This window comes from Thiothrix lacustris DSM 21227 (genome assembly GCF_000621325.1).
GTDB classification, from domain to species: Bacteria; Pseudomonadota; Gammaproteobacteria; order Thiotrichales; family Thiotrichaceae; genus Thiothrix; species Thiothrix lacustris.
This window is the reverse complement of sequence record NZ_JHYQ01000014.1, coordinates 19,186-45,554: the sequence shown is the minus strand read 5'-3', so window position 1 is coordinate 45,554 and position 26,369 is coordinate 19,186. Positions and strand designations below refer to the sequence as shown.

Here is a 26,369-nt window from a genome sequence, read left to right as displayed (position 1 = left end):
TAATATCCACGTCCGTCGCATAAATCCCCGCGATTTTAACAATAGACTACCCGCTATTTGTAAATTAGCATTCCCGCGATTTTATCAATATATGGCTTGATTGTCCGTGGTTGCAAATTCATACAACGCTACCTCTCGCAAAGGGGCTTGTCTTGCGACAAGTAAATCCCCCTCAATCCCCCTTTTGCCCCCTTCACCCCTTGCGGGGGAAGGGCTGCGGATGAGGGAGTACATAGCGTCAAGGGGCGTCATCAGCAATTACTGGAGCAGGCTGGTCTGTACCGGAAGCTGTACGGCTAGGGGAATTTCCTGCCGTCAAGGCATACCAGTCAAGGTGACGGGTGGCCAACATCAGCAGCGCGAGTACCGTAAAAATCAGCACACTGCCCATCAGTAAGGCGTTTTCTTCAGCCTGCAAGATGACGTACAACAGTGCGTATAACCCCGCCAGCCCCGAACTGAGCATCAAGCCCAGCTTGCGGCTGTGCAAAATCGCCCCGAAATACAGCGTCAGCAAACTGGTGCTGGCGAGTGCCGCCACCGTATACGCCCGCAGGAAATCGACGTGTTCCGACAGCGAAATCAGCAGCAGGTAGAACACCAACAGCGCAAAGCCAACGAGGGTGTATTGCACCGGGTGTACCCGCAGCTTTTTCAACAATTCAAACAGGATCAGCACCACGAAGGTCAGCACGATAAACAGCGCGGCGTATTTGATGCTGCGTTCGGACTGCTGGTACACATCCACCGGCTGGATCAGCTCGAAACCGACCGCACGTTCCAGTAAGCCAGCGCATTCACCCTGACGGCATTGTTCCAACGCGCCACTGACATTGTAGGAAAACGACGAGGCTTTCCACACGGCGTTGAAGCCGGTGTCGCTGACTTCGCGGGTTTCAGGTAGCAATTCGCCGCTGAAGCTGGGGTGCGGCCAGTTGGCGCTGAGTTTTACCGCGCTGTTTTCGGCGAGCAGGGCGAAATTCATCGAACGCATTCCGCGCAATTCCAGATCAAACGCGAAGGGCACTTGGCTGGTCTGGGTAGGGTCAATCTCGGGAAGGATGGAGTGCATCCCCGCGCTGGCGCTGCCGAGCAGGTTGTTGCCGGGTTTGAAGGCGAGGTTGGCTCCGTTCCATTGCAGGCTGGGCGGGGCAGCAATGCCGCGTTGGTCACGCACCATTACCGACAGTTGCGGCTTGTCCCAGTGGAGTTGTTTGCCCTTGGTGGTGGCGATCAGGTCAAGCAGGGGCTGGGTGTTGAATGCGCCGCTGACTTGCAGGCCGCTGCTGTACACCGGCACGTCGTAAATGCCCCGGTAGCGCAAGGCGCTTTGCAGCTTGCTGGCAATGTCGAGCTGGTTGGGGATCAGGTAAAGCAGCTCATGGTCGGTGACTTCACGCACGGTTTCGCGTTCCTTACCGTCTTTGTCCTTGACCCTTTCCTTGGTGTTATAGGTGAGCTGATAAGGCACGATGAGCACCGGGCCTGCGAGGGTTTGCATCCCCGGCCAGCTTTGTTCGATGCTGCTGTAGGCTTGCTGCCGCCAACTGGCGCGTTCGCCGACCAGCCCCAGTATGAAGGCTTGCGGAATCAGCAAAAACAAGATCAGGAAAGCGATGATGGCAAGTTTGAGGTAGAAACGCTGGTTGTGCACGGAAGGCTCCTTGGGTTCTGGTGACTGCATTGCCTTGCATCATAAATAAAGGTAATGGAGATTCCGTGAGAGCCGTGTGGAAAAGCAGTGGAGAAGGGTGCAGGTTTGGTGCAGATTAGCTAATTAACAAGACGCTTGTTCCTACAACGAAAAACAGTAACATACAGATGACGATCAATTTATCCCATTGGATTGTCCGCTTGATTTGCACCTCGTCTCCGGTGCGTATCCACGACGAGGTAATGATGGTGGATAGCATCAGCCCTACTACCAGAATGTAAGCCAGCACGTAAACCTTATCCAGTAAGACTAGATACCCGACTTCGGGAAGGGAAGCCGAATACGCTTGTTGCAAAAAGACCAACGAGAGCAGTGCTGTCGCCGGTGCTGCCAGTCGCACTTCGGTATACGTCGGGTGAATAAACAAGGCGCTGCAACCCAACAGCAACACAATCAGCAGGGGCAGAAGCAGTTTCCACACAAAGAAGTTCAGTGGGCGTTCAATGTTGACGGTGTAACGGATCGACGAATAAGCAGGGGGCGGTGTGGTGCTGAGTTCCCCGAATTTGGAGGCGTAAGCATGGGGTTCTGTGGTCACTGTCCAGCCCGTAATTTTCCAACCCGCTAGATTAACTCGAGCATCTAAGCCAGATTGCCCTATGTCTTCCTTATAAAGCAGCTCGTTGATGGGGTAGGTGCTATCTTCCAATACAATACTGAGCTCATGTTTATCCAGAGGATAGTTATCCAATAACAGGGGTTGGAAAAACTGGCCTTGTACATGCAATTCCTTCAGGTATTCGCCATTGAGCAGTTTTTTGGGTGTTTCGTAGGTGGAATTATTGCTGAAGCCCCATTTTTCCACGTTATTGACGAATTCAGTAGTCGCCGTCGGGTCACGTTTAGGGTCGCCTTTCCAGCGCATCCATACATACAGGTCAGCGTAAAATGTACTGTTTTGCTGGTTAAGAGAATGCAAAATCATCGGATAAAACCCCACGGCTACGGTTTGTGGGGTGCCGTTGCTGTCGATGCTGTTGGCAGCGCGAGCGGTGGAAATACACAGCAAACTGGCGAGCATAGCCAGCAAAATCCAATAAACCATCCGCTGTATCCAGTGCTGCTGCATAATCGTTTCCTCTGACACTCATTGTCCCGTGACGATAGCAGATATTTTGAGCATAAGTATTGAAGACACTTGTCCATTGCTTAAAGCCTTGTTGGCCTCAAGCTGGTATTAGCAGAGTCTGGAAACGATAGGGGCGGATTTGCTGTAGCCTATTCACACCAGCACTTGGCGGGTTTCCTTGAAAAACCGCATGATCTGCTGCTCCAGTTTGGGGTCAATCATCACCTCTGGGCGTTTGCCGTTAGGGCAGGCCAAACGCGGGGTGGTTCCAAACAGACGGCAGATCAGCGGACGTTCGGCGTAAACTTGGCAGCCCTTCTCACCAAGATGCGGGCAACGTAAATCAGCAAGCGCTGCATCGTGTTCCGCTTCACTTTTTTCTGGCAGCCGCGCCATCTCCTCGCTGGAAGTGGTGACGGGGCCGCAGCAATCGTGGCAGCCAGGTACGCAGGCAAACGTGGGAATACGCTGGCGGAAATAGCGAAGTTTTTGGTCGTTTTGAGTCATGGTGAGATAAACGTCTCCTTAGGTTAACCCACATGATACGCCTTGCTTGGTAAATGCCGTACAATTGGTGGGAACGTCGTCACGACATCCCGTCATGGCATCAAGGAATTACGACACATGGAACAAGCACTCGCGCCGGAACTCGCACCCCCCACTTTTGCCGCTTTCGCGCTGGCCGAACCGCTGCTTCAAGCGATCCAGAAACTGGGCTTTACCCAACCCACGGCGGTGCAATTAGCAGCCATTCCCCGCGCTCTGACGCGCCGTGATTTGCTGGTCAGTGCCGAAACCGGCAGCGGTAAAACCGTCGCGTTTTTATTGCCCACGCTGCATCATTTGCTGGCAAACCCTTCCGACGAATACGGTACTCGCGCGTTGGTGCTGGTGCCGACCCGAGAATTGGCGAAGCAAATTTACGAACAGTGCCAGAAACTCATCGAATTCACCCCGCTGCACGTTGGGCTGATCACGGGTGGCGCGGATTTCCGCGTGCAACAAACCATGCTGCGTAAAAATGCCCAAATCGTCATCGCCACACCGGGGCGCGTGCTGGAGTTGATGGTAGAGAAAACCCCCGACTTTTCCCGGCTTGAAGTGTTGATTCTGGACGAAGCCGACCGGATGCTGGAAATGGGTTTCAGCCAAGAGCTGCAAACCATCGCCGAAGCGTGCAACAAACACCGCCAAACCTTGCTGTTTTCCGCGACCCTCAACCATGATGGCATCCTGACTATGGCGGATCGCGTATTGCATGACCCGGAAATGGTCGGGCTGAATACCTTGCAAGATCAGCACGATAATATCGAACAGCAAGTTATCCTCGCCGACAACGCCGAACACAAACAGCGCCTTCTGACGTGGTTGCTGCTGAATGAAACCTTCAACAAGGCGCTGGTATTCACCAATAGCCGCGCCAAAGCCGACCAGTTGGGCGGCGTGTTGCAGGGCAAAGGCGTGCGTTGCGGCGTATTGCACGGCGATATGGATCAGAAAGAACGTAACCGCATCATGGCTTTGTTCCGCCAAGGCACGATCACCACATTGCTAGGCACTGACCTTGCTGCGCGTGGCCTCGATATTACCGGCGTAGAACTGGTGGTGAATGTTGACGTGCCGCGTACCGGCATCCATTACATCCACCGCATTGGGCGCACCGGGCGCAACGACACGAAAGGCTTGACCATTGCGCTGGTGCAGGACAGCGAATGGAATTTAATGGTGGGTATCGAACGGTTTTTGAAACAGCGCATCAATCGCCGTACTATTAAGGGTCTGGAAGGCACGTATACCGGCCCCAAAAAGCTCAAAGCCTCCGGTAAAGCGGCAGGCAGCAAAAAGAAGAAACTTGCCAAAAAGGCAGCGGCCAAAAAAGGCACTAATGGAACCAAGGGTAAAAAGCGTTAAGTTATGAACAACTATCATCTGGATTTTATTAGCGATAATGATATTTTTCAGCATGTTAAACATACCGTGCTGAAGTATCGTTTTCAAATTGGACTTGCTGATTTTAATAGCAACTTGATTGACCCAGTTAAGCTAACTTTTGATGCAAAAGTGTACAAAAAAGATATTAAAGATGTTATCGAAAGCGAAGTTATTCGGCAACTAGATAAAAGCAACACTAATCATATTGGTTATTTTCATCAAAATATCTTTAAGTATATTGGCGATGGTTGGATAGTACCTGATGAAGGGTATGATATAGTTCATCTGGAACGAAAAATATATGTTGAGATGAAAAATAAACATAATACAATGAATTCATCCTCTTCACAAAAAACATATATGAGAATGCAACATACGCTGCTACAAGATGCCAAGGCAACCTGTATGTTAGTTGAAGTGATTGCTGCTAACAGCCAAAATATACCTTGGCGAGCCTCTCTCGATAAACAGTCTGTAGTTGATGAAAGAATTCGTCGTGTTTCTATTGATAAGTTCTATGAAATGGTTACGGGTGATAAATGTGCATTTAAAAAATTATGTACGATTCTGCCAAGAATTATTGAAGATGTTGTTCAAGAATCAACACTTGCTGAGAGAACGAATACAGTTATTGATGAGCTTCAAGCTATTGATGAGAATTTATTGAAAAGTATTTATCTCCTGTCATTTAAAAAATATGAAGGTTTTCATGATTTCACCTTGTAATCAAAGTATTGATGCTAATCTGCTGGCGGATATTGTGTCGGTGTCAAAGTCGACACTTTTGTCATGGGAAAAAAATGGCAAAATAACACCTGTATACAATGCGTTAGGGGAGAAGAAATATTTGCTTGAGCAGTTGGCAGACTTCGCCCCGATTCAAGCAATGTTGAATTCCAAGTGGGAGGCTGAAGCACAAATAAAGCCTGTCAGGGATTTTTCATCGATTGAATTGTTCGCAGGTGCAGGTGGTTTAGCGATTGGCTTGGAACAAGCAGGCTTTAAAGCCTTAGCGTTGAATGAATTGGATAAACATGCTTGTGATACCTTGAGAAAAAATCGTCCACACTGGAATGTAGTGCAAGGTGATGTATGTGGTATTGATTTCACACCCTTTAAAGGCATTGATTTTTTATCCGGTGGATTTCCTTGCCAAGCTTTTTCATATGCAGGGAATCAGTTAGGATTTGAAGATACGCGCGGTACATTGTTTTTCGAGTTTGCACGCGCTATTAAAGAGTGCCAGCCACGGGTATTCTTGGGTGAGAATGTTAGAGGCTTATTGGAACATGATAATGGCAAAACCATTGCTGCCATCAAATCAGTCATTGCCGACTTAGGTTATACACTCATTGAACCACACGTATTAAAAGCCATCTTTTATAAAGTGCCTCAGAAACGTGAGCGTTTAATGTTGGTGGGGATTCGCAATGACTTGTTGCCTAACGCAGTATTTAATTGGCCTTCACCCTATAAACGTATTTTTACATTGAAGGATGCGCTGCAATCCGGTGAGTTGTACCCTAACAATGCGCCTATTTCTGAAGGACAAAAATACCCAAAACGCAAGGCAGAAATTCTTAAGTTAGTGCCTCAAGGAGGTTATTGGCGTGATTTACCTGATGACTTGCAGCGTGAATACATGCAAGGTAGTTATTTTCTCGGTGGCGGGAAAACAGGCATGGCACGACGCTTGGCATGGAATGCGCCAAGCCTCACGTTGACTTGTAGTCCAGCACAAAAGCAAACCGAGCGTTGTCATCCCGAAGAAGATCGTCCGTTGACGGTGAGAGAATATGCTCGTATCCAGACCTTTCCTGACGCTTGGCATTTCTCTGGCCCTGTCACCAGTCAATATAAGCAAATTGGTAATGCCGTTCCTGTTAACCTAGCCTTGGCGATGGGAAGAAGCCTGATTGCGTTATTAAATAGTATCGAAGCTGAGAATGCCGTATGAATAAAACTATCAATATCCCCGTCATTAGAGTCCCAGCCACCGCGCTGATCGAGTCCCTGAACCCGCATTACACCCCGGAACAAAAAGCCGTGGTGAAGGACAAGATCAAGCGCCTCCTTAAAGCGCAAAACGCGGTGCTGGTTGCGCATTACTACGTCGAGAGTGATTTGCAGGAACTGGCGGAAGAAACCGGCGGTTACGTCTCCGATTCCCTCGACATGGCACGTTTTGGCAAAGAACACCCCGCGCAAACCCTGATCGTTGCCGGGGTACGTTTCATGGGCGAAACCGCGAAGATTTTGACCCCGGAAAAGCGCGTGCTGATGCCGACGCTCGAAGCCGAATGCTCGCTGGATTTGGAATGCCCCGCTGACCAGTTCATCCCGTTTTGCGATGAACACCCGGATCGCACCGTGGTGGTGTATTCCAACACCAGCGCGGCCGTGAAAGCACGCGCCGATTACGTGGTCACCTCCAGCATTGCGGTCGATCTGGTAACATGGTTGCACGCGCAGGGTAAGAAAATCCTCTGGGCACCGGACAAGCATCTGGGCAATTACATCCAGCGCCTCACCGGGGCGGATATGTTGCGCTGGCAAGCGGCTTGCGTGGTGCATGACGAATTCAAATCCCGCGCTCTGGGCGATTTGATCGGGAAATACCCCGATGCAGCCATTCTGGTTCACCCCGAATCGCCGGAAGAAATCATCAAGCTGGCGGATGCCGTAGGTTCCACTTCGCAGCTCATCAAGGCCGCGCAAACCTTGCCGAATAAGCGCTTTATCGTGGCGACCGACAGCGGCATTTTCTACAAAATGCAACAGGCCGCACCGGGTAAAGAGTTTATTGCCGCGCCGACTATGGGCGAAGGTGCAACCTGCCGCAGTTGTGCGCATTGCCCGTGGATGGCGATGAATGGCCTGCACAACTTGCTGCAAGTGCTGGAAACCGGCAACAACGAAATTTTTGTGGACGAGGCAGTCCGCGTAAAAGCCTTGCGTTCAACCCAGCGAATGCTGGATTTTGCCGCGATGCGTAAAGGAGGTTGATTATGTTTAAAGCATTGTTACTCAATCAGGTCGAAGGTAAAACCCACGCGGAAGTCCGCCGCCTGAACATTGACGACTTGCCGGAAGGCGACGTATTGGTCGATGTCGCTTATTCCTCGCTCAACTACAAGGATGGTTTGGCCGTGACGGGAACGGGCAAAATCATCCGCTCCTTCCCGATGGTTCCCGGCATTGATTTCGCGGGGACGGTGGCTGAATCCGCGTCCGAGCGTTTCAAGCCGGGCGATCAAGTTATCCTCACCGGCTGGGGTGTGGGTGAGCGTCACTGGGGCGGTTATGCGCAGAAAGCACGGGTGAAAGCCGACTGGCTCGTGCCTATGCCCAAGGGGCTGGACGCGAAGCAAGCGATGATTATTGGCACGGCCGGTTTCACCGCGATGTTGTGCGTGATGGCGCTGGAAGAGTCCGGCGTAAAACCCGATTCCGGCAAGGTACTGGTGACAGGTGCGGCGGGTGGCGTGGGCAGCGTGTCCGTGTTGCTGCTGTCGCAACTGGGCTACCACGTCGTCGCGGTATCCGGTCGCCCGGAAACGCAGGATTTCTTGACGGCTCTAGGCGCAAAAGAATTCATTGCCCGCGAAGTCATGAGCAAGCCCGCCCATCCGCTGGAAAGCCAGAACTGGGCAGGCGCGGTGGATGTGGTTGGCGGCAGCACGCTGGCGCGGGTACTGGCAGAAATGCAGTACGGCGGCACGGTCGCTGCTTGCGGTCTGGCGGGTGGTTTCGAGCTGAATACCACGGTAATGCCGTTTATTTTGCGCAATGTCGGCCTGCGTGGGGTCGATTCGGTGAGTTGCCCGCAGGAACGTCGCATCCGCACGTGGGAACGTCTCGCGGCGGAATTGCCAGCCAGTGCCTATGCGGATTTGGGTTGCGCGATTGCGCTGGAGGAAGTGCCGCAGGCCGCTAAAGACATTCTGGCCGGGCGCATCCAAGGGCGGATGTTGGTTAATCTGAATCTGTAAGGTAACGGATAAGTCTGTATGAAAGCTGCTCACTTCACCTTCTCCCCGTCCGCGCTGGAATGCCGCGACGCGCTGTCTGCCATTGTTCAAATCGGCGACACGTTGTGGGTTGCCAACGACGAAAGCATTCATCTGGAACGCCTCAGTTATCAAGGCTCGGATGCGGATGGCAATCCGCTGTACGCCGCGCATACCCGTTTTGCTTTGCATGATTATTTGTCATTGCCGGTTGCGGCGGATGCAGACGATAACGAAGTCGATGTGGAAGGCTTGGCGTGCCACGACGGGTATTTGTGGGTGGTGGGGTCGCACAGCCTCAAGCGTAAGAAGCCACAGTCGGACAAATCCACCGAAAAAGGCATTGAGCGGCTGGTGAGAATTGTCCCTGACCCCAACCGTTACCTGATTGCCCGCATTCCGATGAGCGCGGTGGATAGCGTGCCAACGTTACAAGCACCGGGCGCACAGTTACCGCTGCATAGCAAAGGCAATGTGCTGATGGAAGCCTTGCACGATGACCCACACTTGAAGCCTTTTCTAAAAATTCCCGGCAAAGACAATGGCTTTGATGTGGAAGGTCTGGCGGTGATTGGCAAGCGGCTGTTCCTCGGTTTGCGCGGGCCCGTATTACGCGGCTGGGCGGTGTTGCTGGAAATCGAGTGTGTGGAAGATGACAACGATCCCACCGTGCTGACACTGGCGCGTATCGGCGAGGAAGATCGTCCTTACCGTAAGCATTTCCTGCAATTGGATGGTTTGGGCATCCGCGATTTGTGCGTGCAAGGCGAGGATTTGCTGATCTTGGCAGGACCTACCATGAGTCTGGATGGCCCAGTGCGAGTTTACCGTTGGCAGGGTGGGGCTAAGCCGGATGCGGAAAGCTTGATGCCTCGCGCTGCGCTGGAGGTGGCGGCGGAAATTCCGCACGGTCATGGGAATGATCACGCTGAGGGGTTGTGTTTGTTTACGCAAGGTAACGACCCAACCGCGTTGTTGGTGGTGTATGACAATGCGGCAGCAGGGCGTAAGCGTGGGGAGAGCGGGGTGTGGGGGGATGTGTTTGTATTACCTTCTATAAGTAGCCTGCTGGAATAGCGTCCACTTCCTGCGAGAGCGGCACATCGGTTTCGCGCAGGCAGATGATTGCGCCATGCCCCGCTTGCCTGTCTAGTTTTTCCAGTGCCGTAAAGTGCTTTGCCGCACCCATGTTCGGGCTGGCGGTTTTCTTGAATTCCACCGGATACAGGGTGTTGTCGCGCTCAATCAGCAGGTCGATTTCACGCTGTTCTTTGTCGCGGTAAAAATACACCGCTGGCGTTTGCCCGTTGTGCCACCAGCTTTTGAGGATTTCCAACAACAGCCAGTTTTCGAGGATTGCGCCGGACATAGCGCCCGCTTCCAGCGTTTCCGGCGATGACCATTGGGTGAGGTAAGCGCACAAACCCGTGTCGAGGAAATACAGCTTGGGGGTTTTTAGCAGGCGTTTCGTCACATTGTTGTGATAGGGCTGTAACAGGTAGACGATGCCGGAGGCTTCCAGTATCGACAGCCATGCTTTGGCGGTTTTCTGGTCGATGTCTACGTCTCGTGCAAGATCGGCGTAGTTGAGCAATTGCCCAATGCGGGCGGCAGCGGCTCGCAGGAACAGCAGGAAGGCGCGTTCGTCGCCTACACGGGTCAGGTCGCGCACGTCGCGCTGCAAATAGGTTTGCAGGTAGGCGTTGTAAAACAGGTCACGCGGCAAGGTGTCATCCAGTGCCATACGCGGGTACGAGCCACGCCAGATGCGGCGGTAAACCTCAGGCAGTGGCAGCGGTTTGCTTGCTTGTTGGCGGGCTTGTTCCAGCCATGCAGGGGTGGGCAGGAAGGGTTGTGCGGTATCCGTTTTGCCGTTGATTTCGGCTTGTGACAAACCCAGCAAATCCAGCACCGCGACACGTCCCGCCAGACTTTCGGTGATGCCTTGCATGAGGTGGAATTTTTGCGAACCTGTCAGCCAGAACATGCCCGGTTGTTTGGCTTTATCCACCAGTAACTTGATGGCGCGGAACAATTCCGGCGCGTATTGGATTTCATCCACGATTATGGGCGGCGGGTGGCGTTGGAAGAAGAGCGCGGGGTCGGTGCGGGCGAGTGCCGCCTGTTCGGGGTCGTCGAGGGTGACGTAGCGGCGGGTGGGTTCGGCGCAGGCTTCCAATAGCGTGGTTTTTCCTACCTGACGTGCACCTGTTAGCAACAACACGGGGAAAGATTGGGACGCGAGTTGGATGGTTTTCTGCAAAGTTCTGTGTGTAAACATGGGTTTGACCAATCTGGAATATTATTCCAGTTTAGTCGAGCTGTCGAAGGTGAGCAATCAGTATGTTTTTATCATGTCCTTTCGAGTAATTTTAGATATTTTTACCATAAATAAATAGTATAAATTTATCAAAAATTAATTGACGAATGCTCTGCTTCTCCCTATGATGCATTCCATAGAAGTTGAAACAGGAACAGCACAAAATGAAAGTCACTACAGATAAGCCGAAACCGACTAAATTGGTATGTAATATATGGAGACCTCTCATCAGCAGATTGGAGGTAAAAATCAAAGATGCATGTTTGAATAGGGATGCCTTCCTTGATCGGGTTCTAAAATATGAAGCCAAAATGCTAGAAAAAGAAATAACCCAGCCAAACTCGTTAAAGGCAAAACGATATATTTCAGATGCTTTAACAAGAGGTATGTTTAAACCTGTAACTTTTTATCTAAGCGAAGAGACAATTACGATTATTAATGAGAAGTGCAAACACTTTAACATAGTGCGTGATTCCTTTGTTAATCGCATTATTTTTCTATTGGTTGCCCCGGAAGATTTAATAAGAAATCTGTTTTTTAAAAATGATACTGATCTTGTTAGTGATTTTTATTTTAATCATGCTGATTGGGGAGGGGAGGAGAAAATATCTTTGCAGTTTAGTTTGGTTAATGCAATTGCCGATTATATTGATGCTGACCCTTTCTGGTTCTTACGCAGTTGTCTTAATGGCAAGCAGAAAGCTGGAAAAATAAACCATGATTTGTTATTGCATGGAGAATCCATTTGTCGTGAGGCACTTATTAAAGTGCCGGAAGAGACATCATTGGAAACAAGTAATGCGGTTTTTTTGAACTGCGTAATGTCTGACATTGTGTTGGAGTTTGATATGTTCCTTTATCCAGTTAATTCAATTGATCTGCAAAAGGAAAAAGAGGAGCGGAAACAGAAACGTGAACAGATGAAACAGCAGGAACAAGCAAACAGAGGGAGAGTATCCATATGAACACGCATCATGCAGCAATACGCGCCAAACAACGTTGCATACCACCCCTCATTGACCAATGGCTCGACCAATTTGGTGAGAAAGCCTATGACGGTCATGGCGGTGTGCGCCGTTACTTTAGCCAATCAAGCGTCCGTATAATGGAGCGGACATACGGACGTGACCCTATTCACAAATTGTTACCCGATTACCGTAGTGTGTACAAAGTGGTCAGTACACAAGATGGTCGCACAATCACTGTTGGACATCTTACAAAACGCATCAAGAGAGGCTGATTATCATGCAAGCAGTAACATTAAAACCTACTGATCCAGTGTCAGTAAAGTTCGTCGAATTAATTCACTCGTTAAGCAACATTGCAGATGATTTGAAAATGGCATGTGCAGAAGCAAGCTTGGAAGGCAATTTCTCTAGAGTTCTTGAACTGTCCCAATCTTCAATGCAACTACAAGCTTTTGCTAAAGATACCAGTTCCTTGATGGAACGCGGGCAAGTGGGTGTTACGCATAAAACGGAAGTGCCAAAAAAGCAACTTACTCACTCTAAACATCGTGATCATGTTAGCGCACGTAAAAAACTCCGTGTAACTTTAGCGGGTAAAGTTTTCCAAGAATCTAAGGCAACTGATACGTTTGTAAGTGTTTTGGAGTGTATTGGCTTTGAGCGTGTTGCCAAGTTGAATAAGCGTCTGTCAGGAATTCCATTAGTTTCAAAAACAGCCAAAACAGACTACCAAAGCCAAAAAAAGGTTGGTATGTGGTATGTCACAAGACATTCATCGGTCGATAATATGAAGAAGCTGCTGGATGAAGTTGGCAAAGAATTGAATTTATTGATGTCGGTAACAGTGTTAGAGCCATCAGTGAAGTGAGTATTATAACGCTGATGGCTGAAATAAAAACACCTGCTGATAGGGAAGCTAGCAGGTGTAATAAGTACGACATTCTGCGTCCTTATTGTAGATTCTCCACCACTTTTTGACATAAGGTCTTCTTCTTTGATGGCGTGTCGAACGATATTTGCATTGCCAATGCCATTTTCACAAAGTAAGCCATAACCGTATTAATCTTGCCGCCCAAAATACTGATCAATCGCCTCCAAACTAAACCCCTGATACGCAAACGCATACCCCGCAAACGCCTGTTCCAGCTTCACCGCCTTGTGCTGCAATGCCGGAATGCGGATGCGATCCGGGTTCATTTTCACTTCCCCGACCAGCACTTGCTTGTCCAGATCGTTGACCGCGACCACATCAATCTCATTCTGATTGCCGCGCTCCCAATAGCTGCCAATCTGGTTGTAACGGCCTGTGCCTGCCAGCAATACATGAAACAGGCGTTCCAATACCATGCCGCTGTAAGTGGAGAGGTCACGTTCCAGAATGCGTTTGATATACGCGAAGTTTTCCGCCTCCACTGCGCTGTTGTTGCGATAAATGAAGCGAAACCAGAAATTCAGGAAGTTATCTTTGATGAAGTATTTCTGGACTTTGCTGCCCGGCTTGGCGTTGATGGGTTTGCGCACGGCGATGACATCGTATTCATCCTGCAAGCGCACCAGATAACCGCTGACATTGGTGGCAAGAATGGATTCCAGTTCCCCACGCCCGGTTTTGCCGCTCGCCAGCAATTCCAGAATGGAGAAATAAGTGGCGTATTCCTTGCCGAATTCTTCGATCAGCACATGCTTGCCTTCCTCCAGAAAGGGCGAGTTTTTGCTGAACACAAAATCCATGATGGCATCGCGCCCATACACGGCATTGTCGTGCAGGATTTCAAGATAGCGCGGAATGCCGCCCGTCAGCAGATAGGCATAAAACAGGTTTTCAGGGGTGTATTGTTGCGCATGTTGCAGGATTTCGTGGATGGTTTGCGGCTTGAAGGGTTTCAGGTACAGGATGCGGTCAGCCCGCCCGAACAGGGGTTCTTTGTTGTTCTGGAAGATTTTCACCATCAGCGAATGCACCGAGCCGACAAACATCAAGTGAATGCGGGTTTGCTGGCGGTACTGATCCCACAGATTCTGGATTTCGGAATACACCGCCGGATTAATGCGGTAAAACTCCTGAAACTCGTCGATGATCAGCACATAAGGCTGGGTTTTGCCGATTTCCAGCAATAACCGGAACACATCGCGGAAGTGCTGGATGTCGCCGAACACGGGCACGTCGAAGGTGTTTTTAATGATGTCGGTGCATTCCGCGCAGAGCAGTGCTTCACTTTTCTTGGCGATGAACAGGTACAGGCTTTGCCCATCCTTGCATGATTCTCTGGCAAGTAAGGTTTTACCTACCCGACGACGACCTGTCATGACGGTCATTTTACCGCCGGAGGTGGCTTGTGCGGTTATCGCCCGCAATTGGGCGAGTTCGTCTTCCCTGCCATAGAACTGCATAATAGTAACCTAGGTTATCGTAATGCAGGTTACTATAGTTGCTTTTAGGCGAATAGGCGAGTCCCCAATACTGCCTAGCTTCCCCGCAATTCCTTGAACTGTTCCAGCAGCAAATGGTATTCCTCAGGAATGTCATCCAGCTCCAGCAAGCCAATAAGCTGACCGTCTTTTGTCACCGGGAGATGGTGGAAACCGCCCGTTTGCATGACTTCCAGCGCGTTTGCCAGACTGCTGCCAGCGTCAATGGTGATGGGGGTTTTGGTCATGACCATCGCAACAGCGGTCTCGTCCACAGGGAGGTCGATACCCAGACAGCGGCGGATGATGTCCCGCTCACTTAAAATGCCTACCAGTTGTTGCTGATCAAAAACCACCAGTGCCCCAACATTCAGTTCACACATGCGTTTACAGGCTTCACTGATAGTAGCGCTGAACTGCACTTGCCCAGGCAGTTTTCCATCAATAAGTTTTTCTACGCTGGAAATTATCATATAAGCCTTTGAATTAATGACTATTTCACGAAATTGAAACAATATTTTAACACAAGGCAAGGGTTATTTTTGCCCGTTTTCGTCACAAAGTAAGGGATAATTTCACTGACTTTCGACACAAAGTAAGCCATACGGCGGCACAGTATTAACGCCCACCGATCCGAAAACCGGCAGGCGCGACCACTGCCGCAGGGACGCAAAATCTCGCGTCTCTACAACCCCTCAACCATGTAAACGTTTACCCGCCGTTCGGGATAATCAGCACCGGAACCTTGCTATGTTGCGTCACCGTCCGCGCCGTTGACCCCAGCATGGTGTGCCCGCTGGCTTGACGGGTATGCGTACCAATCACGATCAAATCCACCCCGTGCGTTTCTGCATAATGGTTGATGACATCCGCTGGATTGCCCGCGCTGACAGCAATTTTGTCGATCAGTGCATCCTTATCCTTGCAGATGTCATCCTCTTCAGAGCAGTAGTTTTTCAGGCGTTCGCGCATGGTTTCGATCACTTGATTCATGCTGTCTTGCTCAATGTCATGCACTTCCTTGTCAGGCAAATACATCGACAAAATCGCCTGCCCAGTCGAGCCAATCGGCGCGACGGCGTGCAGCATGATGATCTTCGCTTGATGGATGCGTGCCATATTGATGGCATGGCGGAACACCGGGCGCATATGTGTACCCAGATTGGTAGCATACAAAATGGTTTTGAACGGTTTCATTTCATTCATGCTCATAGCTCCTTACAGCATCCCCATTACCCGTGGCAGCCACAGGCTGAGTTCAGGCACATACGTCACCAGTACCAAGAAACCCAGCATGGTTAGCAGCCACGGCCAGACCGCAATGGTCAGCTCAGTAATGCCCATTTTGGTAATCCCCGACGCGACATAGAGGTTCAAGCCCACGGGCGGATGACACATTCCGACTTCCATATTCACCACCATCAAGATACCGAAATGGATAGGGTCGATACCTAGTTTTATCGCCATAGGGAACAGGATGGGCGCAAAAATCAAGGTAATACTGGAGGGTTCCATGAAATTCCCTGCCAGCAACAGCAGTACGTTCACCGCCAGCAAGAAGATAATCGGCCCTAAGCCTTGCGCCAACATCCACTCCGCCAAGGTTTGCGGGATTTGCTCATTGGTCATGATGAACGAGAACATCACTGCGTTGGTGATGATGTACAGCAACATTGCTGACATGCTCGCAGAATTCAGCAGCACTTTCGGCACATCCTTCAGGCCCATATCCTTGTACACGAACACCGCCACTACGAAGGCATACACTGCACTCATCGCAGCCGCTTCGGTTGGAGTGAAAATGCCAGAGTAAATCCCCCCCATGACGACCACGATCAGCAACAAGCCCCACATGGAATCGCGGAAAGCCTTAATCCGTGTTGCCACACTCGCTTTGGGTTGACGTGGGTAATTGTTTTTCCGCGCCCGATACCACGTGGTTAACCCCAAAAACATTGCCAGCAAGAAACCAGGGATAACTCCCGCCATGAACAACGCCCCTACCGACGTATTGGTTGCCACCGCATACATCACCATCACGATGGAAGGTGGAATCAAGATCCCCAACGCACCCGAGGTGGTAATAACCCCTGCCCCAAAGCTCTTTGGAAAACCCGCTTTGATCATGGCAGGCAACAGAATCGCACCAATCGCCACTACCGTCGCAGGGCTAGAGCCGGAAACCGCCGCGAACAAGGCACAAGCCAAAACGCCAGCCAAACCTAAGCCACCATGCCAATGCCCCACCATCGACGAGGCAAAGACGATCATGCGTTTCGCCACCCCGCCGTGCGTGAGGAAGTTACCCGCCAGAATAAAGAATGGAATCGCCATGATCTCGAACTTCTCAATGCCGGTGAAAAGCTTTAGCGCCACCGCTTCAATCGGCACAGAGGTCATGGTAAACAAAAAGGTCAATACTGTGAGGCCGAGCGCAATCGAGATTGGCATCCCGGTTAGCATCAGCATCATTAACAAGCCAAAAATGATTAATGCGCTCATGGTTTGTGCTCCACAATCGGGAAGGGTTCAACTTCATCCAGCCCTTCGACGTGGCCGTGGTCATGATGGGGTAAGTCACCCGTGCGCCAGAAATTCGCCAGCACTTGCATAAATCGGAATGACATTAACGACGAACCCAGCGGTACGGCCATATACACGATCCACGTTGGCCATTCCAAATCGGGGGTGGTGGGGCCTTCGTAATGGCTGCCCGTATCCATGCCCAGTGCGTTGAGGGCAACATACGCCAAGCCGTTTTCCCAAACCATGCGTGCGCCCAGAATGGCAACGATACCCGTAAACAAAATGCCCGCCGATAATGCTACCGTCGTCATGCGGCGACGGTTATCAGCGTTCAAGCGGTTAACCAGTACATCCACCCCAACGTGAATGCCTTGGCGCACACCGTAAGCTGCGCCGAATTTTGCCATCCACACAAACAGGATAATGCACAGCTCCTGCGCCCAGCTCATGTGAATGCTGAGTAAAAAATCTTGGAAAGCACCCAGCGGTAAGCCGGACGCGTAGCGGTGAACCACCGCAATGAAAATGATCAGCGTTGCTACACCAATCAACGCGGTAATGAATATTTCTTCCAGATGATCGAGCCATTTCATACATTTCTCCTCCAAAATGTATTGGGGGAGAGGGTTTTCCTCTCCCCCACCTTCCTGTTAATTATTTGGAAGGATCAAATCCGGTTGCTTTATAAACGGACTCAATGACATCCTTGCCAATCCGATCAGCCATTTCTGTGTGCACTGGGGCAAGGGCTTTTTGCATGGCTTTGATCTCATCTTCAGTCGGGGTGTAAACTTCCGTCTTACCAGACGCTTTCACTGCTTCCAGTGCCTTGTCATTTTCTTCCTTGGCGATTTGGTTGGCGAAATCGGTGGATTCTTTCAGCGCTTCATCCAAGCCTGTGCGCACGTCTTCTGGCAGTTTTTCCCAGAAATCTTTGTTTGCAATGACGGCGTAACCCAAGTAGCCGTGGTTGGTCACGGTCGCGTTCTTTTGCACTTCGTGCATTTTTTGGGTGAACAGGTTGGATGGTGGGTTTTCAGTGCCATCAACCACGCCGGTTTGCAGGGCTTGGTAAGTTTCGGAGAATGGCATGACTTGTGGATTTGCCCCTAAGGCACGCATTTCAGCTTCCAATACCTTGGAAGATTGGATGCGCATTTTCAGACCTTTGTAATCATCGGGTGTTTTCAGCGGCTTGTTCGCGCTCATCACCTTGAAACCGTTATCCCAATACGCCAAGCCTTTCACGCCCTTAGTTTCCAGTTTGGTCATCAAGCCTGCACCGATGTCGCCTTGGGTAACTTTGTGAAGGTCGTCGTAGTTGCGGAACAAATACGGCAGGTCGAATACTTCAAACTCTTTTACACCCAAGGGGCCAAATTTCGCCAGTGATGGCGCGAGCATTTGCACAGCACCCATTTGCAGGGCTTCCATTTCTTCCTTGTCTTTGTAGAGGGTGCTGTTGGGGTAAACTTCTATCTTGACTGCGCCTTTGGTCTTTTCTTCTGCCAAGGTTTTGAATTTTTCAGCCGCTTTGCCTTTGGGGGTATCCGGTGCAACCACGTGGCTGAATTTGATCACGATTGGGTCGGCAGCGTAGGCGTACATACTAGATAAACCAAGGACAACGGCAGTGGTCAGGGTCAGTAGGGTCTTTTTCATCTCTCTCTCTCCAAATGCATTACGAATTAAACACAGGTTAAGCATTGGAAGAAACGTGCCAAGCTCCTATCTTTAGCAGATAAATAATTAAAATAAATTAAAATAATTAAAAAACAATGACTTAAGAAATATTTCCGCATTGCATCAAAGTCAGGTAATATCAGACAAACGGCGGAATCCCGCCAGAAGGCATTTTGTCAGGCGGCGGGATTCCGCCACCTCCCCGCTAAAAATATAGAGGATAACAGACCGCCATGAAAGACGAACTAGACCAAGCCGCGCTTGATTACCACGAATTCCCGCAGCCGGGCAAACTCGAAGTGACCCCGACCAAAAACATGACCAACCAGCGCGATCTGGCACTGGCGTATTCCCCCGGTGTGGCGGCAGCGAGTCTGGCGATTGCCGCCGACCCGACACTGGCGGCCAATTACACCACCCGTGGCAATCTGGTAGCGGTGATTTCCAACGGCACAGCGGTGCTGGGGCTAGGGTCGATTGGCGCACTGGCCTCCAAGCCCGTCATGGAGGGCAAGGCGGTACTGTTCAAGAAATTCGCCGGTGTGAACGCTTTCGACATCGAGCTGGACACGCTGGATGTGGACAAACTGGTCGAAGCCATCGCCCTGATGGAACCCACTTTCGGCGGCATCAACCTCGAAGACATCAAAGCGCCAGAATGCTTTGAGGTGGAAAAGCGTCTGAAAGCCCGCATGAAAATCCCGGTGTTCCACGACGACCAGCACGGTACGGCGATTTGCGTGGCAGCCGCTATCCGTAACGGTTTGCGCGTCGCAGGCAAGAATATCGAAGACATCAAGCTGGTGTGTTCCGGCGCGGGTGCGGCAGCGATTGCCTGCCTCAACCTGCTGGTGGAAATGGGTCTGAAGAAAGAAAACATTATCGTCAACGACCGTTTCGGCATCATTTTCAAAGGGCGTGAGGAGGAAATGAACCCGTACAATTCCGCCTACGCCATCGACACTACCGCCCGCACGCTGGATGATGTGATGGACGGTGTGGATGTTTTCCTCGGCCTGTCCGCTCCGCGTGTGCTCAAGCAGGAGCATGTTAGGGTGATGGCGGAAAACCCCCTTATCCTCGCACTCGCCAACCCTGAGCCTGAAATCCGCCCGGAACTGGTGTACGAAGTGCGTTCCGACGCGATTATGGCCACCGGGCGCAGCGATTACCCGAACCAAGTTAACAACGTGTTGTGCTTCCCGTTCCTGTTCCGGGGCGCGTTGGATGTGGGCGCAACCGAAATCAATGAAGCGATGAAAATCGCCGTGGTCGAAGCGATTGGTGACCTTGCCACCCGTGAAGCTTCCGACGAAGTGGTCTCCGCTTACGGTGGTGCGGAATTCCACTTCGGGCGCGATTACCTGATCCCCAAGCCGTTTGACCCGCGCTTGATGACCATTATCCCGCCGCGTGTTGCTAAGGCAGCGATGGATAGCGGGGTTGCTACTCGTCCGATTACCGATTTCGAGGCTTATGGGCGTCAACTGGAAAGTTTCGTGTTCCGCTCCGGCATGACCATGAAGCCGGTGTTTGAACGCGCCAAACTCAACCCGCAGCGCATTGTGTTTGCCGAAGGTGAATCACAACGTGTCATCAATGCCGTGCAACAACTGGTGGATGACGGCATTTGCAAACCGATCCTGATCGGCGACCCGGAAAGCATTCAGCGCAATATTACCGCTTACGACCTGCGCCTGAAGATCGGCAAAGACATCGAAGTGGTTGACCCGCGTAACAACCCCCACTACGAAAAGCATGTGGCGGAACATTACGCGGTGATGTGCCGCAAAGGCATTACCCCGACCTACAGCCGTCGGGTCATGACCGCACGTACCACCCAGATTGCGGCGGTAATGGTGCGTTGTGGGGATGCCGATGCGATGATTTGCGGGGTAGAAGGTAACTTTATTTCCCACCTGCATTACGTGCGTGACCTGATTGGTGCTCGCCCCGGCTTGGCTGACGTGGCGGCTGTCACCATGCTGATCCTGAAAAAAGGCACGTATTTCCTCACCGATACCCATGCAGGCATCGAGCCAAGTGCCGCACAGCTTGCTGACAATACCGCGCTGGCGGCGGAGCTGATTACGGGGTTTGGGATGGAACCGAAGGCGGCATTGCTGTCGCATTCCAATTTCGGCAGCCGCATGAATGCGCAGTCCGACAAGATGCGTCAGGCATTGGAAATCCTGCGCGAGAAGTACCCGCACATTTTGGCAGAAGGCGAAATGCACGCGGATGCGGCGCTGTCACAGGAAATCCGCGACCGTTTGTTCCCTAACTCCGCGTTTGAAGGCGAAGCCAATTTGCTGGTGTGCCCGGATCTGAACTCGGCGAACATTGCCTACAATATGGTGAAAATGCTGGGCGAAGGCACACCTGTTGGGCCTATGCTGGTGGGTACGAATTACCCGGCACATATCCTCACGGAAAGTACCACGGTGCGCGGGATTGTGAACATGGCGGCGTTTGCAGGCGTAGAAGCGGTTAGCCGCAAAGCGTAAGATTTGACAATGGGTGCGTGGAGACGCAAGCTTTTGTGTCTCCACCCAACCTAAGGACGCATCATGAAAACCTTCAGCACACTGGCATTTTGTCTCGCTACCCTCAGTGCTTGCACCCCGCCGACGGACAATAGTCCCACCAGCCGAGCCACGATACACGGCACTGCCGCCAAACCCGATCCGGTAGAAATGAAGATTCGTGCGCTTGAAAAAGCCGGTCAGTTGAAGGTGCTGGCGGTACGTGAATCGTTCCCGCCCCAGTTCGATATTGAAGGTTCTGCCCCCGCCGTTGCCGAGGTTCAGCAATTAAGCGGTGGCAAATAAGGCGTTTTACCAGCGGTAGGCAACACCCATCGCGCCACCCCAAATGGTGCTGTTGTCGATGATCGGGCTGTCACTGATGGCGCTGTCGTAGCCGGTAACATTTGCCTCACCCACCAAGGTCAGGCGTTTACTGATCGGCTGTTCCAACAGTAGACCTGCTTTCAGTGCTAGTGCAGCATCGGCTTGATAGGCTGGGCGGCCTGCTTTGACCTCATCCGCATCCACGCCCACGTAATAGTCGGTCATGTCGGCGGAAAGCCATTGCGCTTCCACATACGGGCGCACAGCGGCGTATGACCCGGCAAGCCGTTGGGTGTAACGCGCTTTGACCTGAGCACCTTTGTGTGCTGTCACATCTTGTGCCAGATCAACCGTCGCATTACCACTGGCCAACTTCCATGCGCCACCAACCCGTAGATTAATCGCACGATCCAACGACTTCATGTCTTGCAGGGTAGGGCTATCACCACGCTCGTGATCCCAGCTATCCAGCCCTGCTCCGACATAAAACTCGCGTTGCGGGGTGGCGTTGAAGGATAGCGTAGGACCTGCAATGTCAAATTCATCGTTACTGAGCATGACGGGTTTGCCGCCCAGTGCGTTATCACCATCAACAAAGGGAGATTGACTCATCGTGGCTGCGAGACCAACATTCCAGCCTTCGGCAGTGTTGTCGTCCGCGTGTGCCGGAAGGGTTGCCAATAATGCCAGCGCGGCACACAATGCATACTTCATATTCATTATCCTAGTGTCAAATTAAGTGAAGCCTAACACCACCACCCTGTCCCAACTTGTCATCCAGCGCCATGTGGGGAATGCTGTTGTTATCCGCAGCGTTGAAGCCGCCAGTGGCGGGTGTATCAACCAAACCAATAAGGTAACACTTGCCGATGGTTCCGGCTATTTCCTTAAACTAAATCAAGCCAGTATGCTGGAAATGTTTGCAGCGGAAGCGGCAGGGCTGGCAGCTATCCGTGCCAGTAACACCCTGCGTGTACCTGAGCCGTTGGGCTATGGTGTTGAGGGCAATCATGCTTACTTGCTGCTGGAGTACTTGCCGTTGCAAGATCAGGGCAACCTCTCGCAGGCTGGTGAACAACTGGCAGCCATGCACCGTTATACTGCCGCCCAACATGGCTGGTTCCGTGACAATACCATTGGTGCTAGCCCGCAACGTAATCCACAAGATGCTGATTGGGTGAGCTTTTGGCAGCAATACCGCCTCGGTTTTCAGCTTGAACGGGCGCGGCGCAATGGCTACCCCGGTCGGTCGTATGAGTTGGGGATGCAGCTTAAGGATGCATTAGGCGCTTTCTTCACTGACTACCAGCCTGGAGCCTCCTTGCTGCACGGTGACTTGTGGGGTGGCAATCTGGCCTATCTCGCGGATGGCAGCCCGGTGGTTTACGACCCGGCGGTGTATTACGGCGACCGTGAAACCGACCTTGCCATGACCGAGCTGTTTGGTGGCTTCGGGGAAGATTTTTACGCGGCTTATCAGGCGGCATGGCCGGTGGATAGCGGCTATGCGGTACGTAAGACGCTGTACAACCTGTATCACATCCTCAACCATTTCAACTTATTCGGCGGGAGTTACGGTGAACAGGCGGCGCGGATGACGGAAAAGCTGCTGGCAGAGGTTTAAGGTTCAGGGGAAATCCGCCAGTCAATCCCCTCACGCCCCTGCGTCTGCAAAAATGCATTCGCCCGCGAAAACGGCTTGCTGCCAAAAAAGCCGCGTCGTGCCGATAGCGGGGAAGGGTGTGCGCTCTGAATAATCAAGTGGCGGGATGCATCAATCAACGCCGCCTTTTTCTGCGCATGACCACCCCACAGCACAAACACCACCGGCTGCGCCTGTTGGTTAACCGCCTGAATCACCGCATCGGTAAAACGTTCCCAGCCCTGTTTCTGGTGGCTGCCTGCCTGACCTGCTTCGACCGACAGCACGGTATTCAGCAATAACACGCCCTGATCTGCCCACGCTTGCAGGCAACCTGTTTGGCGATTGTCTACGCCCACATCCTCCAGCAATTCCTTGTTAATGTTCTGCAAGGAACGTGGCAAGGGCTTCACGTCTGGCAATACCGAAAACGCTAAGCCGTGCGCATGGCCGATGGTTGGGTAGGGGTCTTGCCCCAAAATCACCACCTTCACCTTGTCTAGAGCAGTGGCTTGCAAGGCATTGAAGCGCATGGTTTCCGGCGGCAGGAGGGTTTTCCCTGCTGCTTGTTCCCGCATTAGAAAATCCTGCAAGGTTTGCCAATAAGGTTGGGTAAATTCAGCGGCAAGCGCTGACTGCCAAGTGATATGCATATTCTTCATGAAAATTCGGGTGTTGGATTTAATTAAAGTCCAAAAAGTATAACGTTATTCCTCTCGTCCGAAACCATTTAACGTTAATTTAAATTTATGTGAATATTTGTGGGCAGTAACAGTTTATTAGGAATGGATAACCTTGTTTACTGAATAACAAAGTTAAAAATATTAAAGAGTGTCAAATACCATGATAAAGCCTATCACCTTGAGTGGTGCATTGTTGCTAGTGAGTGTTGTGAGTGGATGTGCTACCCCAGCCCCAGAAATGACGCAAGCGCAAGCAGAAATCAATCGTCAATACGTTGACCAAATCGATGAGAGTGACCGTAATCGCGCTCATGTTGAGCGTATGCGTGAAGTGGAAGCTATTGAGCGTATCAACCAAAGCTCCCCGTCACTGGTAATCATTAAATAATATTCGTTTTTCCCTTAATATTTAAAAACAAAAGGATTCCCCTATGAAAAGCATTTATTTCTTTCCGGCTGTATTAGCATCTGTTGTTTTGTTTTCAGGTTGTGCCTCCACTGGCGAGAGTATTAGTGCTACCAGCATTAATAGTGCGGCGAGTAAACCAGGGGCGATTATGTCAGCGGCTCAAGCTGATCAAATTCATCGTCAACAAGTAGCGCGTGTTAATGAAGCTCAGACGCAAATGGCTAGTAATGAGGCTGCTCGGGATAATGTTGATACATCCTTGCATGGTATTAATTCAATGGCAGAAACGGCCGTCAATGTCGGGGCTTCATTGAAGAGCTTGGAATTATTAAACCGTTTTTAAGTCCCCTCGGTTTTTGAAAAGCTTGTGCTGCATTGGTCTCTAGTGCAGCCTGGCTTGCATGAGTTGCTCCTGTTTTTCTGATAGATCTCTATTTTTTTAGATAGAAATTTCCTGCCTGTTCTTTCCCTTGCTCACCAGTAAAACATATTCAATCCTATCTAATTCAATGGCTTGCAAAAATATCACTCGCTTGGCACACCCATTGCAATAACACAGATAACAAATTTGATCCGCTGTAGAACCTGTGGAGTCGGTTTAACAGCCGACCTGACGCTGCCCCTTTGGTGTACCAGCGTATCGGTTGTACAGCGGTTGAATACTGCGTAGGCAGTCAATGGTAAAGCCTCTGCCGAGGCGAATGGGTTCGAATCCCATCTTGAAACGGCCCTACCCCTCAACGGTAGCCCGCAAGGGCAAAATGGCAAACCTCCACGGTCAATGCCTGATGGCAACAGGTATTTCGGCACTGATTGCCAGACGGTTGCGACCACCACCCGCGCCGCCTTGACGGTGGGTTTGTGGGATGCGAAACCGCCAATGCTTCGGCTGGTGCGGTTTTCCCATCCCCCACAAGCCGTCAAGCCGGTAAGGGTGGGGAGCAATGCTTTTACTATTTTTAGAAAGGACAACACCATGTTTTTCAAAACAAAGACTATCGTTCCAGAAGCACATCGTGGGTTGTTGTTCAAAAATGAGCAACTGACCGCCGTGTTACCCGCTGGTTTGCACTACTATGGCAACTGGAAAAAGGATCACCGTATCCAGCTCATCAATACCAGCCAAACCCTGAAAGAAGGCGTGGCGGAAGACATTCTGGTGTTGGCGGATTTACACCCCGACACCTTCGCCGAGCATCTGTATACCTGGGCGACAGGCGAACACGAAGTTGGTCTGGTTTACCAAAATGGTGTGCTGAAAGACCTCAAAGCCCCCGCGCAGCGCGGCGCGTATTGGCGTAACCAACGTAGCATCGAGGTGCGCACCCTCGACATCAGTGGCGACTTTAAACTGCCCAAAGCCTTGGCAAGCCAATTGCTGGCAGCGAAAGAACAGCCTTTGCGTAGTGCCGTCGGGGCGGCATTGGTGGCTGCACCGATTCCCGACGGTCACAGCGGTTTTCTGGAAGTGGATGGCGAACAGTGTGAAATGCTCACCTCCGGCACGCATGTTTGGTGGCAATTCAATCACAGTATCAAGGTCACGCAACTGGATTGCCGCCTGCAAAACATGGAGGTCAACGGTCAGGAAATCCTCACCAAAGACCGCGTGGGTTTGCGCATCAACTTTTCCGCCATGTGGCAGATTGTTGATCCACAACAAGTGAAAGTCACATTGGCAGACCATAAAGATTACCTGTACCGCGAGCTGCAACTGGCGTTGCGGGCGGTGGTTTCCACCCAAACGCTGGATGAGTTGCTGGCAGATAAAAACCTGCTGAATCAAACCATTCAGCAAACCGTGGCGGAAAAGGCCGCCGCTTATGGCATCGACCTGAAAACGGTTGGGGCGCGTGACATCGTGTTGCCCGGTGAAATGAAAGCGATTCTGGCACAAGTGGTGGAAGCCGAGAAAAAGGCCGAAGCCAGCCTGATCCGCCGCCGTGAGGAAACGCATGAAACCCGTTCCTTGCACAACACCGCCAAAGTCATGGAAGGCAACCCCGTGTTGCTGCGCCTCAAAGAGCTGGATGTGCTGGAAAAGATTGCTGCCCGCATCAGTACCCTGAACGTCTACGGCGGTCTGGATGGCGTGATGAACGATTTGGTCAAGTTGACCGACAAACCTAAAATTTGACAACTCGTCGGGCTG

28 protein-coding genes are annotated in these 26,369 nt (G+C 51.3%); 15 read left to right on the top strand and 13 right to left on the bottom strand.

The window, feature by feature from the left end; genetic code table 11:
• Window positions 1-238: 238 nt before the first annotated feature.
• The 3 genes from creD to Q394_RS0107590 form a co-directional block, all read right to left on the bottom strand.
• Window positions 239-1,684, bottom strand: a complete 1,446-nt coding sequence (gene creD, locus Q394_RS0107600; RefSeq protein ID WP_245606747.1) for a cell envelope integrity protein CreD — start codon at window positions 1,682-1,684, stop codon at window positions 239-241.
• An 85-nt stretch (window positions 1,685-1,769) separates the two neighbouring features.
• Window positions 1,770-2,783 carry a ligand-gated ion channel gene (locus Q394_RS19505; protein ID WP_051543066.1) on the bottom strand — a complete coding sequence of 338 codons (1,014 nt, stop codon included), beginning with the start codon at window positions 2,781-2,783 and terminating at the stop codon, window positions 1,770-1,772.
• Window positions 2,784-2,936: 153 nt separating this feature from the next.
• Entirely contained in the window at window positions 2,937-3,290 is a 354-nt protein-coding gene (locus tag Q394_RS0107590) for a YkgJ family cysteine cluster protein (protein WP_028488751.1), read from the bottom strand.
• A gap of 117 nt (window positions 3,291-3,407) precedes the next feature.
• Here Q394_RS0107590 and Q394_RS19500 point away from each other — a divergent pair, with 117 nt between their 5' ends.
• The 6 genes from Q394_RS19500 to Q394_RS0107560 are packed head-to-tail and all read left to right on the top strand — an operon-like array spanning window position 3,408 to window position 9,802.
• Window positions 3,408-4,694, top strand: coding sequence for a DEAD/DEAH box helicase (locus Q394_RS19500; RefSeq protein ID WP_051543063.1), 1,287 nt, complete (start codon window positions 3,408-3,410; stop codon window positions 4,692-4,694).
• Window positions 4,695-4,697: 3 nt separating this feature from the next.
• Window positions 4,698-5,441 carry an Eco47II family restriction endonuclease gene (locus Q394_RS0107580; protein WP_028488750.1) on the top strand — a complete coding sequence of 248 codons (744 nt, stop codon included), beginning with the start codon at window positions 4,698-4,700 and terminating at the stop codon, window positions 5,439-5,441.
• Window positions 5,425-6,672 carry a DNA cytosine methyltransferase gene (locus Q394_RS0107575; RefSeq protein WP_028488749.1) on the top strand — a complete coding sequence of 416 codons (1,248 nt, stop codon included), beginning with the start codon at window positions 5,425-5,427 and terminating at the stop codon, window positions 6,670-6,672. The genes Q394_RS0107580 and Q394_RS0107575 overlap by 17 nt, the downstream gene beginning before the upstream one ends.
• Window positions 6,669-7,721: a quinolinate synthase NadA gene (nadA, locus tag Q394_RS0107570; protein ID WP_028488748.1), complete on the top strand. Its 1,053-nt coding sequence runs from the start codon at window positions 6,669-6,671 to the stop codon at window positions 7,719-7,721. Before Q394_RS0107575 ends, nadA begins: the two co-directional genes overlap by 4 nt.
• A gap of 2 nt (window positions 7,722-7,723) precedes the next feature.
• Window positions 7,724-8,707, top strand: coding sequence for an acrylyl-CoA reductase (NADPH) (acuI, locus tag Q394_RS0107565; RefSeq protein WP_028488747.1), 984 nt, complete (start codon window positions 7,724-7,726; stop codon window positions 8,705-8,707).
• Between the two features lie 18 nt (window positions 8,708-8,725).
• Window positions 8,726-9,802 (top strand): DUF3616 domain-containing protein, encoded by a 1,077-nt coding sequence (locus Q394_RS0107560; protein ID WP_028488746.1) that lies wholly within the window; start codon window positions 8,726-8,728, stop codon window positions 9,800-9,802.
• Here Q394_RS0107560 and Q394_RS0107555 read toward each other — a convergent pair.
• Window positions 9,780-11,006, bottom strand: coding sequence for an ATP-binding protein (locus tag Q394_RS0107555; protein ID WP_038140855.1), 1,227 nt, complete (start codon window positions 11,004-11,006; stop codon window positions 9,780-9,782). The two genes, Q394_RS0107560 and Q394_RS0107555, sit on opposite strands and share 23 nt — an antisense overlap.
• A 203-nt stretch (window positions 11,007-11,209) precedes the next feature.
• Between Q394_RS0107555 and Q394_RS0107550 the strand changes: the two genes are divergently transcribed.
• The 3 genes from Q394_RS0107550 to Q394_RS0107540 are packed head-to-tail and all read left to right on the top strand — an operon-like array spanning window position 11,210 to window position 12,881.
• The gene (locus Q394_RS0107550; protein WP_028488744.1) at window positions 11,210-12,010 is read left to right on the top strand and encodes a hypothetical protein; all 801 of its coding nucleotides are present in this window, start codon (window positions 11,210-11,212) and stop codon (window positions 12,008-12,010) included.
• Complete coding sequence (locus Q394_RS0107545) at window positions 12,007-12,285, top strand: hypothetical protein (RefSeq protein WP_028488743.1); 279 nt, start codon at window positions 12,007-12,009, stop codon at window positions 12,283-12,285. Before Q394_RS0107550 ends, Q394_RS0107545 begins: the two co-directional genes overlap by 4 nt.
• A 5-nt stretch (window positions 12,286-12,290) precedes the next feature.
• The gene (locus Q394_RS0107540) at window positions 12,291-12,881 is read left to right on the top strand and encodes a hypothetical protein (protein ID WP_028488742.1); all 591 of its coding nucleotides are present in this window, start codon (window positions 12,291-12,293) and stop codon (window positions 12,879-12,881) included.
• A gap of 191 nt (window positions 12,882-13,072) precedes the next feature.
• Here the strand turns inward: Q394_RS0107540 and Q394_RS0107535 are convergent, their stop codons facing one another.
• The 6 genes from Q394_RS0107535 to Q394_RS0107510 form a co-directional block, all read right to left on the bottom strand.
• A complete protein-coding gene (locus Q394_RS0107535; protein WP_028488741.1) occupies window positions 13,073-14,404 on the bottom strand; it encodes an ATP-binding protein in 1,332 nt (443 codons plus the stop codon).
• Between the two features lie 74 nt (window positions 14,405-14,478).
• On the bottom strand, window positions 14,479-14,895 hold the full coding sequence (locus Q394_RS0107530) for a CBS domain-containing protein (protein ID WP_028488740.1): 417 nt from the start codon (window positions 14,893-14,895) through the stop codon (window positions 14,479-14,481).
• Between the two features lie 238 nt (window positions 14,896-15,133).
• Window positions 15,134-15,628, bottom strand: coding sequence for a universal stress protein (locus Q394_RS0107525; RefSeq protein ID WP_038140853.1), 495 nt, complete (start codon window positions 15,626-15,628; stop codon window positions 15,134-15,136).
• A gap of 12 nt (window positions 15,629-15,640) precedes the next feature.
• On the bottom strand, window positions 15,641-16,924 hold the full coding sequence (locus Q394_RS0107520) for a TRAP transporter large permease (RefSeq protein ID WP_028488738.1): 1,284 nt from the start codon (window positions 16,922-16,924) through the stop codon (window positions 15,641-15,643).
• Window positions 16,921-17,541 (bottom strand): TRAP transporter small permease, encoded by a 621-nt coding sequence (locus Q394_RS19495; protein ID WP_038140851.1) that lies wholly within the window; start codon window positions 17,539-17,541, stop codon window positions 16,921-16,923. Before Q394_RS19495 ends, Q394_RS0107520 begins: the two co-directional genes overlap by 4 nt.
• A gap of 61 nt (window positions 17,542-17,602) precedes the next feature.
• Entirely contained in the window at window positions 17,603-18,610 is a 1,008-nt protein-coding gene (locus tag Q394_RS0107510) for a TRAP transporter substrate-binding protein (RefSeq protein ID WP_028488737.1), read from the bottom strand.
• 254 nt (window positions 18,611-18,864) lie between these two features.
• Between Q394_RS0107510 and Q394_RS0107505 the strand changes: the two genes are divergently transcribed.
• Window positions 18,865-21,138, top strand: a complete 2,274-nt coding sequence (locus Q394_RS0107505) for an NADP-dependent malic enzyme (RefSeq protein WP_028488736.1) — start codon at window positions 18,865-18,867, stop codon at window positions 21,136-21,138.
• A 63-nt stretch (window positions 21,139-21,201) separates the two neighbouring features.
• On the top strand, window positions 21,202-21,462 hold the full coding sequence (locus tag Q394_RS0107500; RefSeq protein ID WP_028488735.1) for a hypothetical protein: 261 nt from the start codon (window positions 21,202-21,204) through the stop codon (window positions 21,460-21,462).
• A gap of 6 nt (window positions 21,463-21,468) precedes the next feature.
• Here Q394_RS0107500 and Q394_RS0107495 read toward each other — a convergent pair whose 3' ends face one another.
• Window positions 21,469-22,197, bottom strand: coding sequence for a MipA/OmpV family protein (locus tag Q394_RS0107495; protein WP_028488734.1), 729 nt, complete (start codon window positions 22,195-22,197; stop codon window positions 21,469-21,471).
• Between the two features lie 25 nt (window positions 22,198-22,222).
• Here Q394_RS0107495 and Q394_RS0107490 point away from each other — a divergent pair, with 25 nt between their 5' ends.
• Complete coding sequence (locus Q394_RS0107490; protein ID WP_084260385.1) at window positions 22,223-23,107, top strand: fructosamine kinase family protein; 885 nt, start codon at window positions 22,223-22,225, stop codon at window positions 23,105-23,107.
• On the opposite strand, the gene ung is transcribed toward Q394_RS0107490, so the two are convergent.
• A complete protein-coding gene (gene ung, locus Q394_RS0107485) occupies window positions 23,104-23,787 on the bottom strand; it encodes a uracil-DNA glycosylase (protein WP_028488732.1) in 684 nt (227 codons plus the stop codon). The two genes, Q394_RS0107490 and ung, sit on opposite strands and share 4 nt — an antisense overlap.
• 181 nt (window positions 23,788-23,968) lie before the next feature.
• Here ung and Q394_RS19490 point away from each other — a divergent pair, with 181 nt between their 5' ends.
• A complete protein-coding gene (locus Q394_RS19490; RefSeq protein WP_038140849.1) occupies window positions 23,969-24,196 on the top strand; it encodes a hypothetical protein in 228 nt (75 codons plus the stop codon).
• 43 nt (window positions 24,197-24,239) lie between these two features.
• Window positions 24,240-24,560: an NGK_0946 family protein gene (locus Q394_RS0107475; protein WP_028488731.1), complete on the top strand. Its 321-nt coding sequence runs from the start codon at window positions 24,240-24,242 to the stop codon at window positions 24,558-24,560.
• A 435-nt stretch (window positions 24,561-24,995) separates the two neighbouring features.
• On the opposite strand, the gene Q394_RS22980 is transcribed toward Q394_RS0107475, so the two are convergent.
• Entirely contained in the window at window positions 24,996-25,124 is a 129-nt protein-coding gene (locus Q394_RS22980; RefSeq protein WP_281169636.1) for a hypothetical protein, read from the bottom strand.
• A 69-nt stretch (window positions 25,125-25,193) separates the two neighbouring features.
• Between Q394_RS22980 and Q394_RS0107470 the strand changes: the two genes are divergently transcribed.
• Window positions 25,194-26,354: a slipin family protein gene (locus tag Q394_RS0107470; protein ID WP_028488730.1), complete on the top strand. Its 1,161-nt coding sequence runs from the start codon at window positions 25,194-25,196 to the stop codon at window positions 26,352-26,354.
• Window positions 26,355-26,369: the final 15 nt, after the last annotated feature.

Coding starts and splice junctions, on each gene's coding strand:
- Q394_RS0107525 (WP_038140853.1), bottom strand. CDS start 15,628: ATGAATGAAATGAAACCGTTCAAAACCATTTTGTATGCTACCAATCTG.
- Q394_RS0107500 (WP_028488735.1), top strand. CDS start 21,202: ATGAAAACCTTCAGCACACTGGCATTTTGTCTCGCTACCCTCAGTGCT.
- Q394_RS19490 (WP_038140849.1), top strand. CDS start 23,969: ATGATAAAGCCTATCACCTTGAGTGGTGCATTGTTGCTAGTGAGTGTT.
- Q394_RS0107495 (WP_028488734.1), bottom strand. CDS start 22,197: ATGAAGTATGCATTGTGTGCCGCGCTGGCATTATTGGCAACCCTTCCG.
- Q394_RS0107550 (WP_028488744.1), top strand. CDS start 11,210: ATGAAAGTCACTACAGATAAGCCGAAACCGACTAAATTGGTATGTAAT.
- Q394_RS0107510 (WP_028488737.1), bottom strand. CDS start 18,610: ATGAAAAAGACCCTACTGACCCTGACCACTGCCGTTGTCCTTGGTTTA.
- Q394_RS0107580 (WP_028488750.1), top strand. CDS start 4,698: ATGAACAACTATCATCTGGATTTTATTAGCGATAATGATATTTTTCAG.
- Q394_RS0107505 (WP_028488736.1), top strand. CDS start 18,865: ATGAAAGACGAACTAGACCAAGCCGCGCTTGATTACCACGAATTCCCG.
- Q394_RS0107520 (WP_028488738.1), bottom strand. CDS start 16,924: ATGAGCGCATTAATCATTTTTGGCTTGTTAATGATGCTGATGCTAACC.
- acuI (WP_028488747.1), top strand. CDS start 7,724: ATGTTTAAAGCATTGTTACTCAATCAGGTCGAAGGTAAAACCCACGCG.
- ung (WP_028488732.1), bottom strand. CDS start 23,787: ATGAAGAATATGCATATCACTTGGCAGTCAGCGCTTGCCGCTGAATTT.
- Q394_RS0107555 (WP_038140855.1), bottom strand. CDS start 11,006: ATGTTTACACACAGAACTTTGCAGAAAACCATCCAACTCGCGTCCCAA.
- Q394_RS0107575 (WP_028488749.1), top strand. CDS start 5,425: ATGATTTCACCTTGTAATCAAAGTATTGATGCTAATCTGCTGGCGGAT.
- Q394_RS0107475 (WP_028488731.1), top strand. CDS start 24,240: ATGAAAAGCATTTATTTCTTTCCGGCTGTATTAGCATCTGTTGTTTTG.
- Q394_RS0107530 (WP_028488740.1), bottom strand. CDS start 14,895: ATGATAATTTCCAGCGTAGAAAAACTTATTGATGGAAAACTGCCTGGG.
- Q394_RS0107560 (WP_028488746.1), top strand. CDS start 8,726: ATGAAAGCTGCTCACTTCACCTTCTCCCCGTCCGCGCTGGAATGCCGC.
- Q394_RS22980 (WP_281169636.1), bottom strand. CDS start 25,124: ATGGGAAAACCGCACCAGCCGAAGCATTGGCGGTTTCGCATCCCACAA.
- Q394_RS19500 (WP_051543063.1), top strand. CDS start 3,408: ATGGAACAAGCACTCGCGCCGGAACTCGCACCCCCCACTTTTGCCGCT.
- Q394_RS19505 (WP_051543066.1), bottom strand. CDS start 2,783: ATGCAGCAGCACTGGATACAGCGGATGGTTTATTGGATTTTGCTGGCT.
- Q394_RS0107535 (WP_028488741.1), bottom strand. CDS start 14,404: ATGCAGTTCTATGGCAGGGAAGACGAACTCGCCCAATTGCGGGCGATA.
- Q394_RS0107545 (WP_028488743.1), top strand. CDS start 12,007: ATGAACACGCATCATGCAGCAATACGCGCCAAACAACGTTGCATACCA.
- creD (WP_245606747.1), bottom strand. CDS start 1,684: ATGCAGTCACCAGAACCCAAGGAGCCTTCCGTGCACAACCAGCGTTTC.
- nadA (WP_028488748.1), top strand. CDS start 6,669: ATGAATAAAACTATCAATATCCCCGTCATTAGAGTCCCAGCCACCGCG.
- Q394_RS0107470 (WP_028488730.1), top strand. CDS start 25,194: ATGTTTTTCAAAACAAAGACTATCGTTCCAGAAGCACATCGTGGGTTG.
- Q394_RS0107540 (WP_028488742.1), top strand. CDS start 12,291: ATGCAAGCAGTAACATTAAAACCTACTGATCCAGTGTCAGTAAAGTTC.
- Q394_RS0107590 (WP_028488751.1), bottom strand. CDS start 3,290: ATGACTCAAAACGACCAAAAACTTCGCTATTTCCGCCAGCGTATTCCC.
- Q394_RS19495 (WP_038140851.1), bottom strand. CDS start 17,541: ATGAAATGGCTCGATCATCTGGAAGAAATATTCATTACCGCGTTGATT.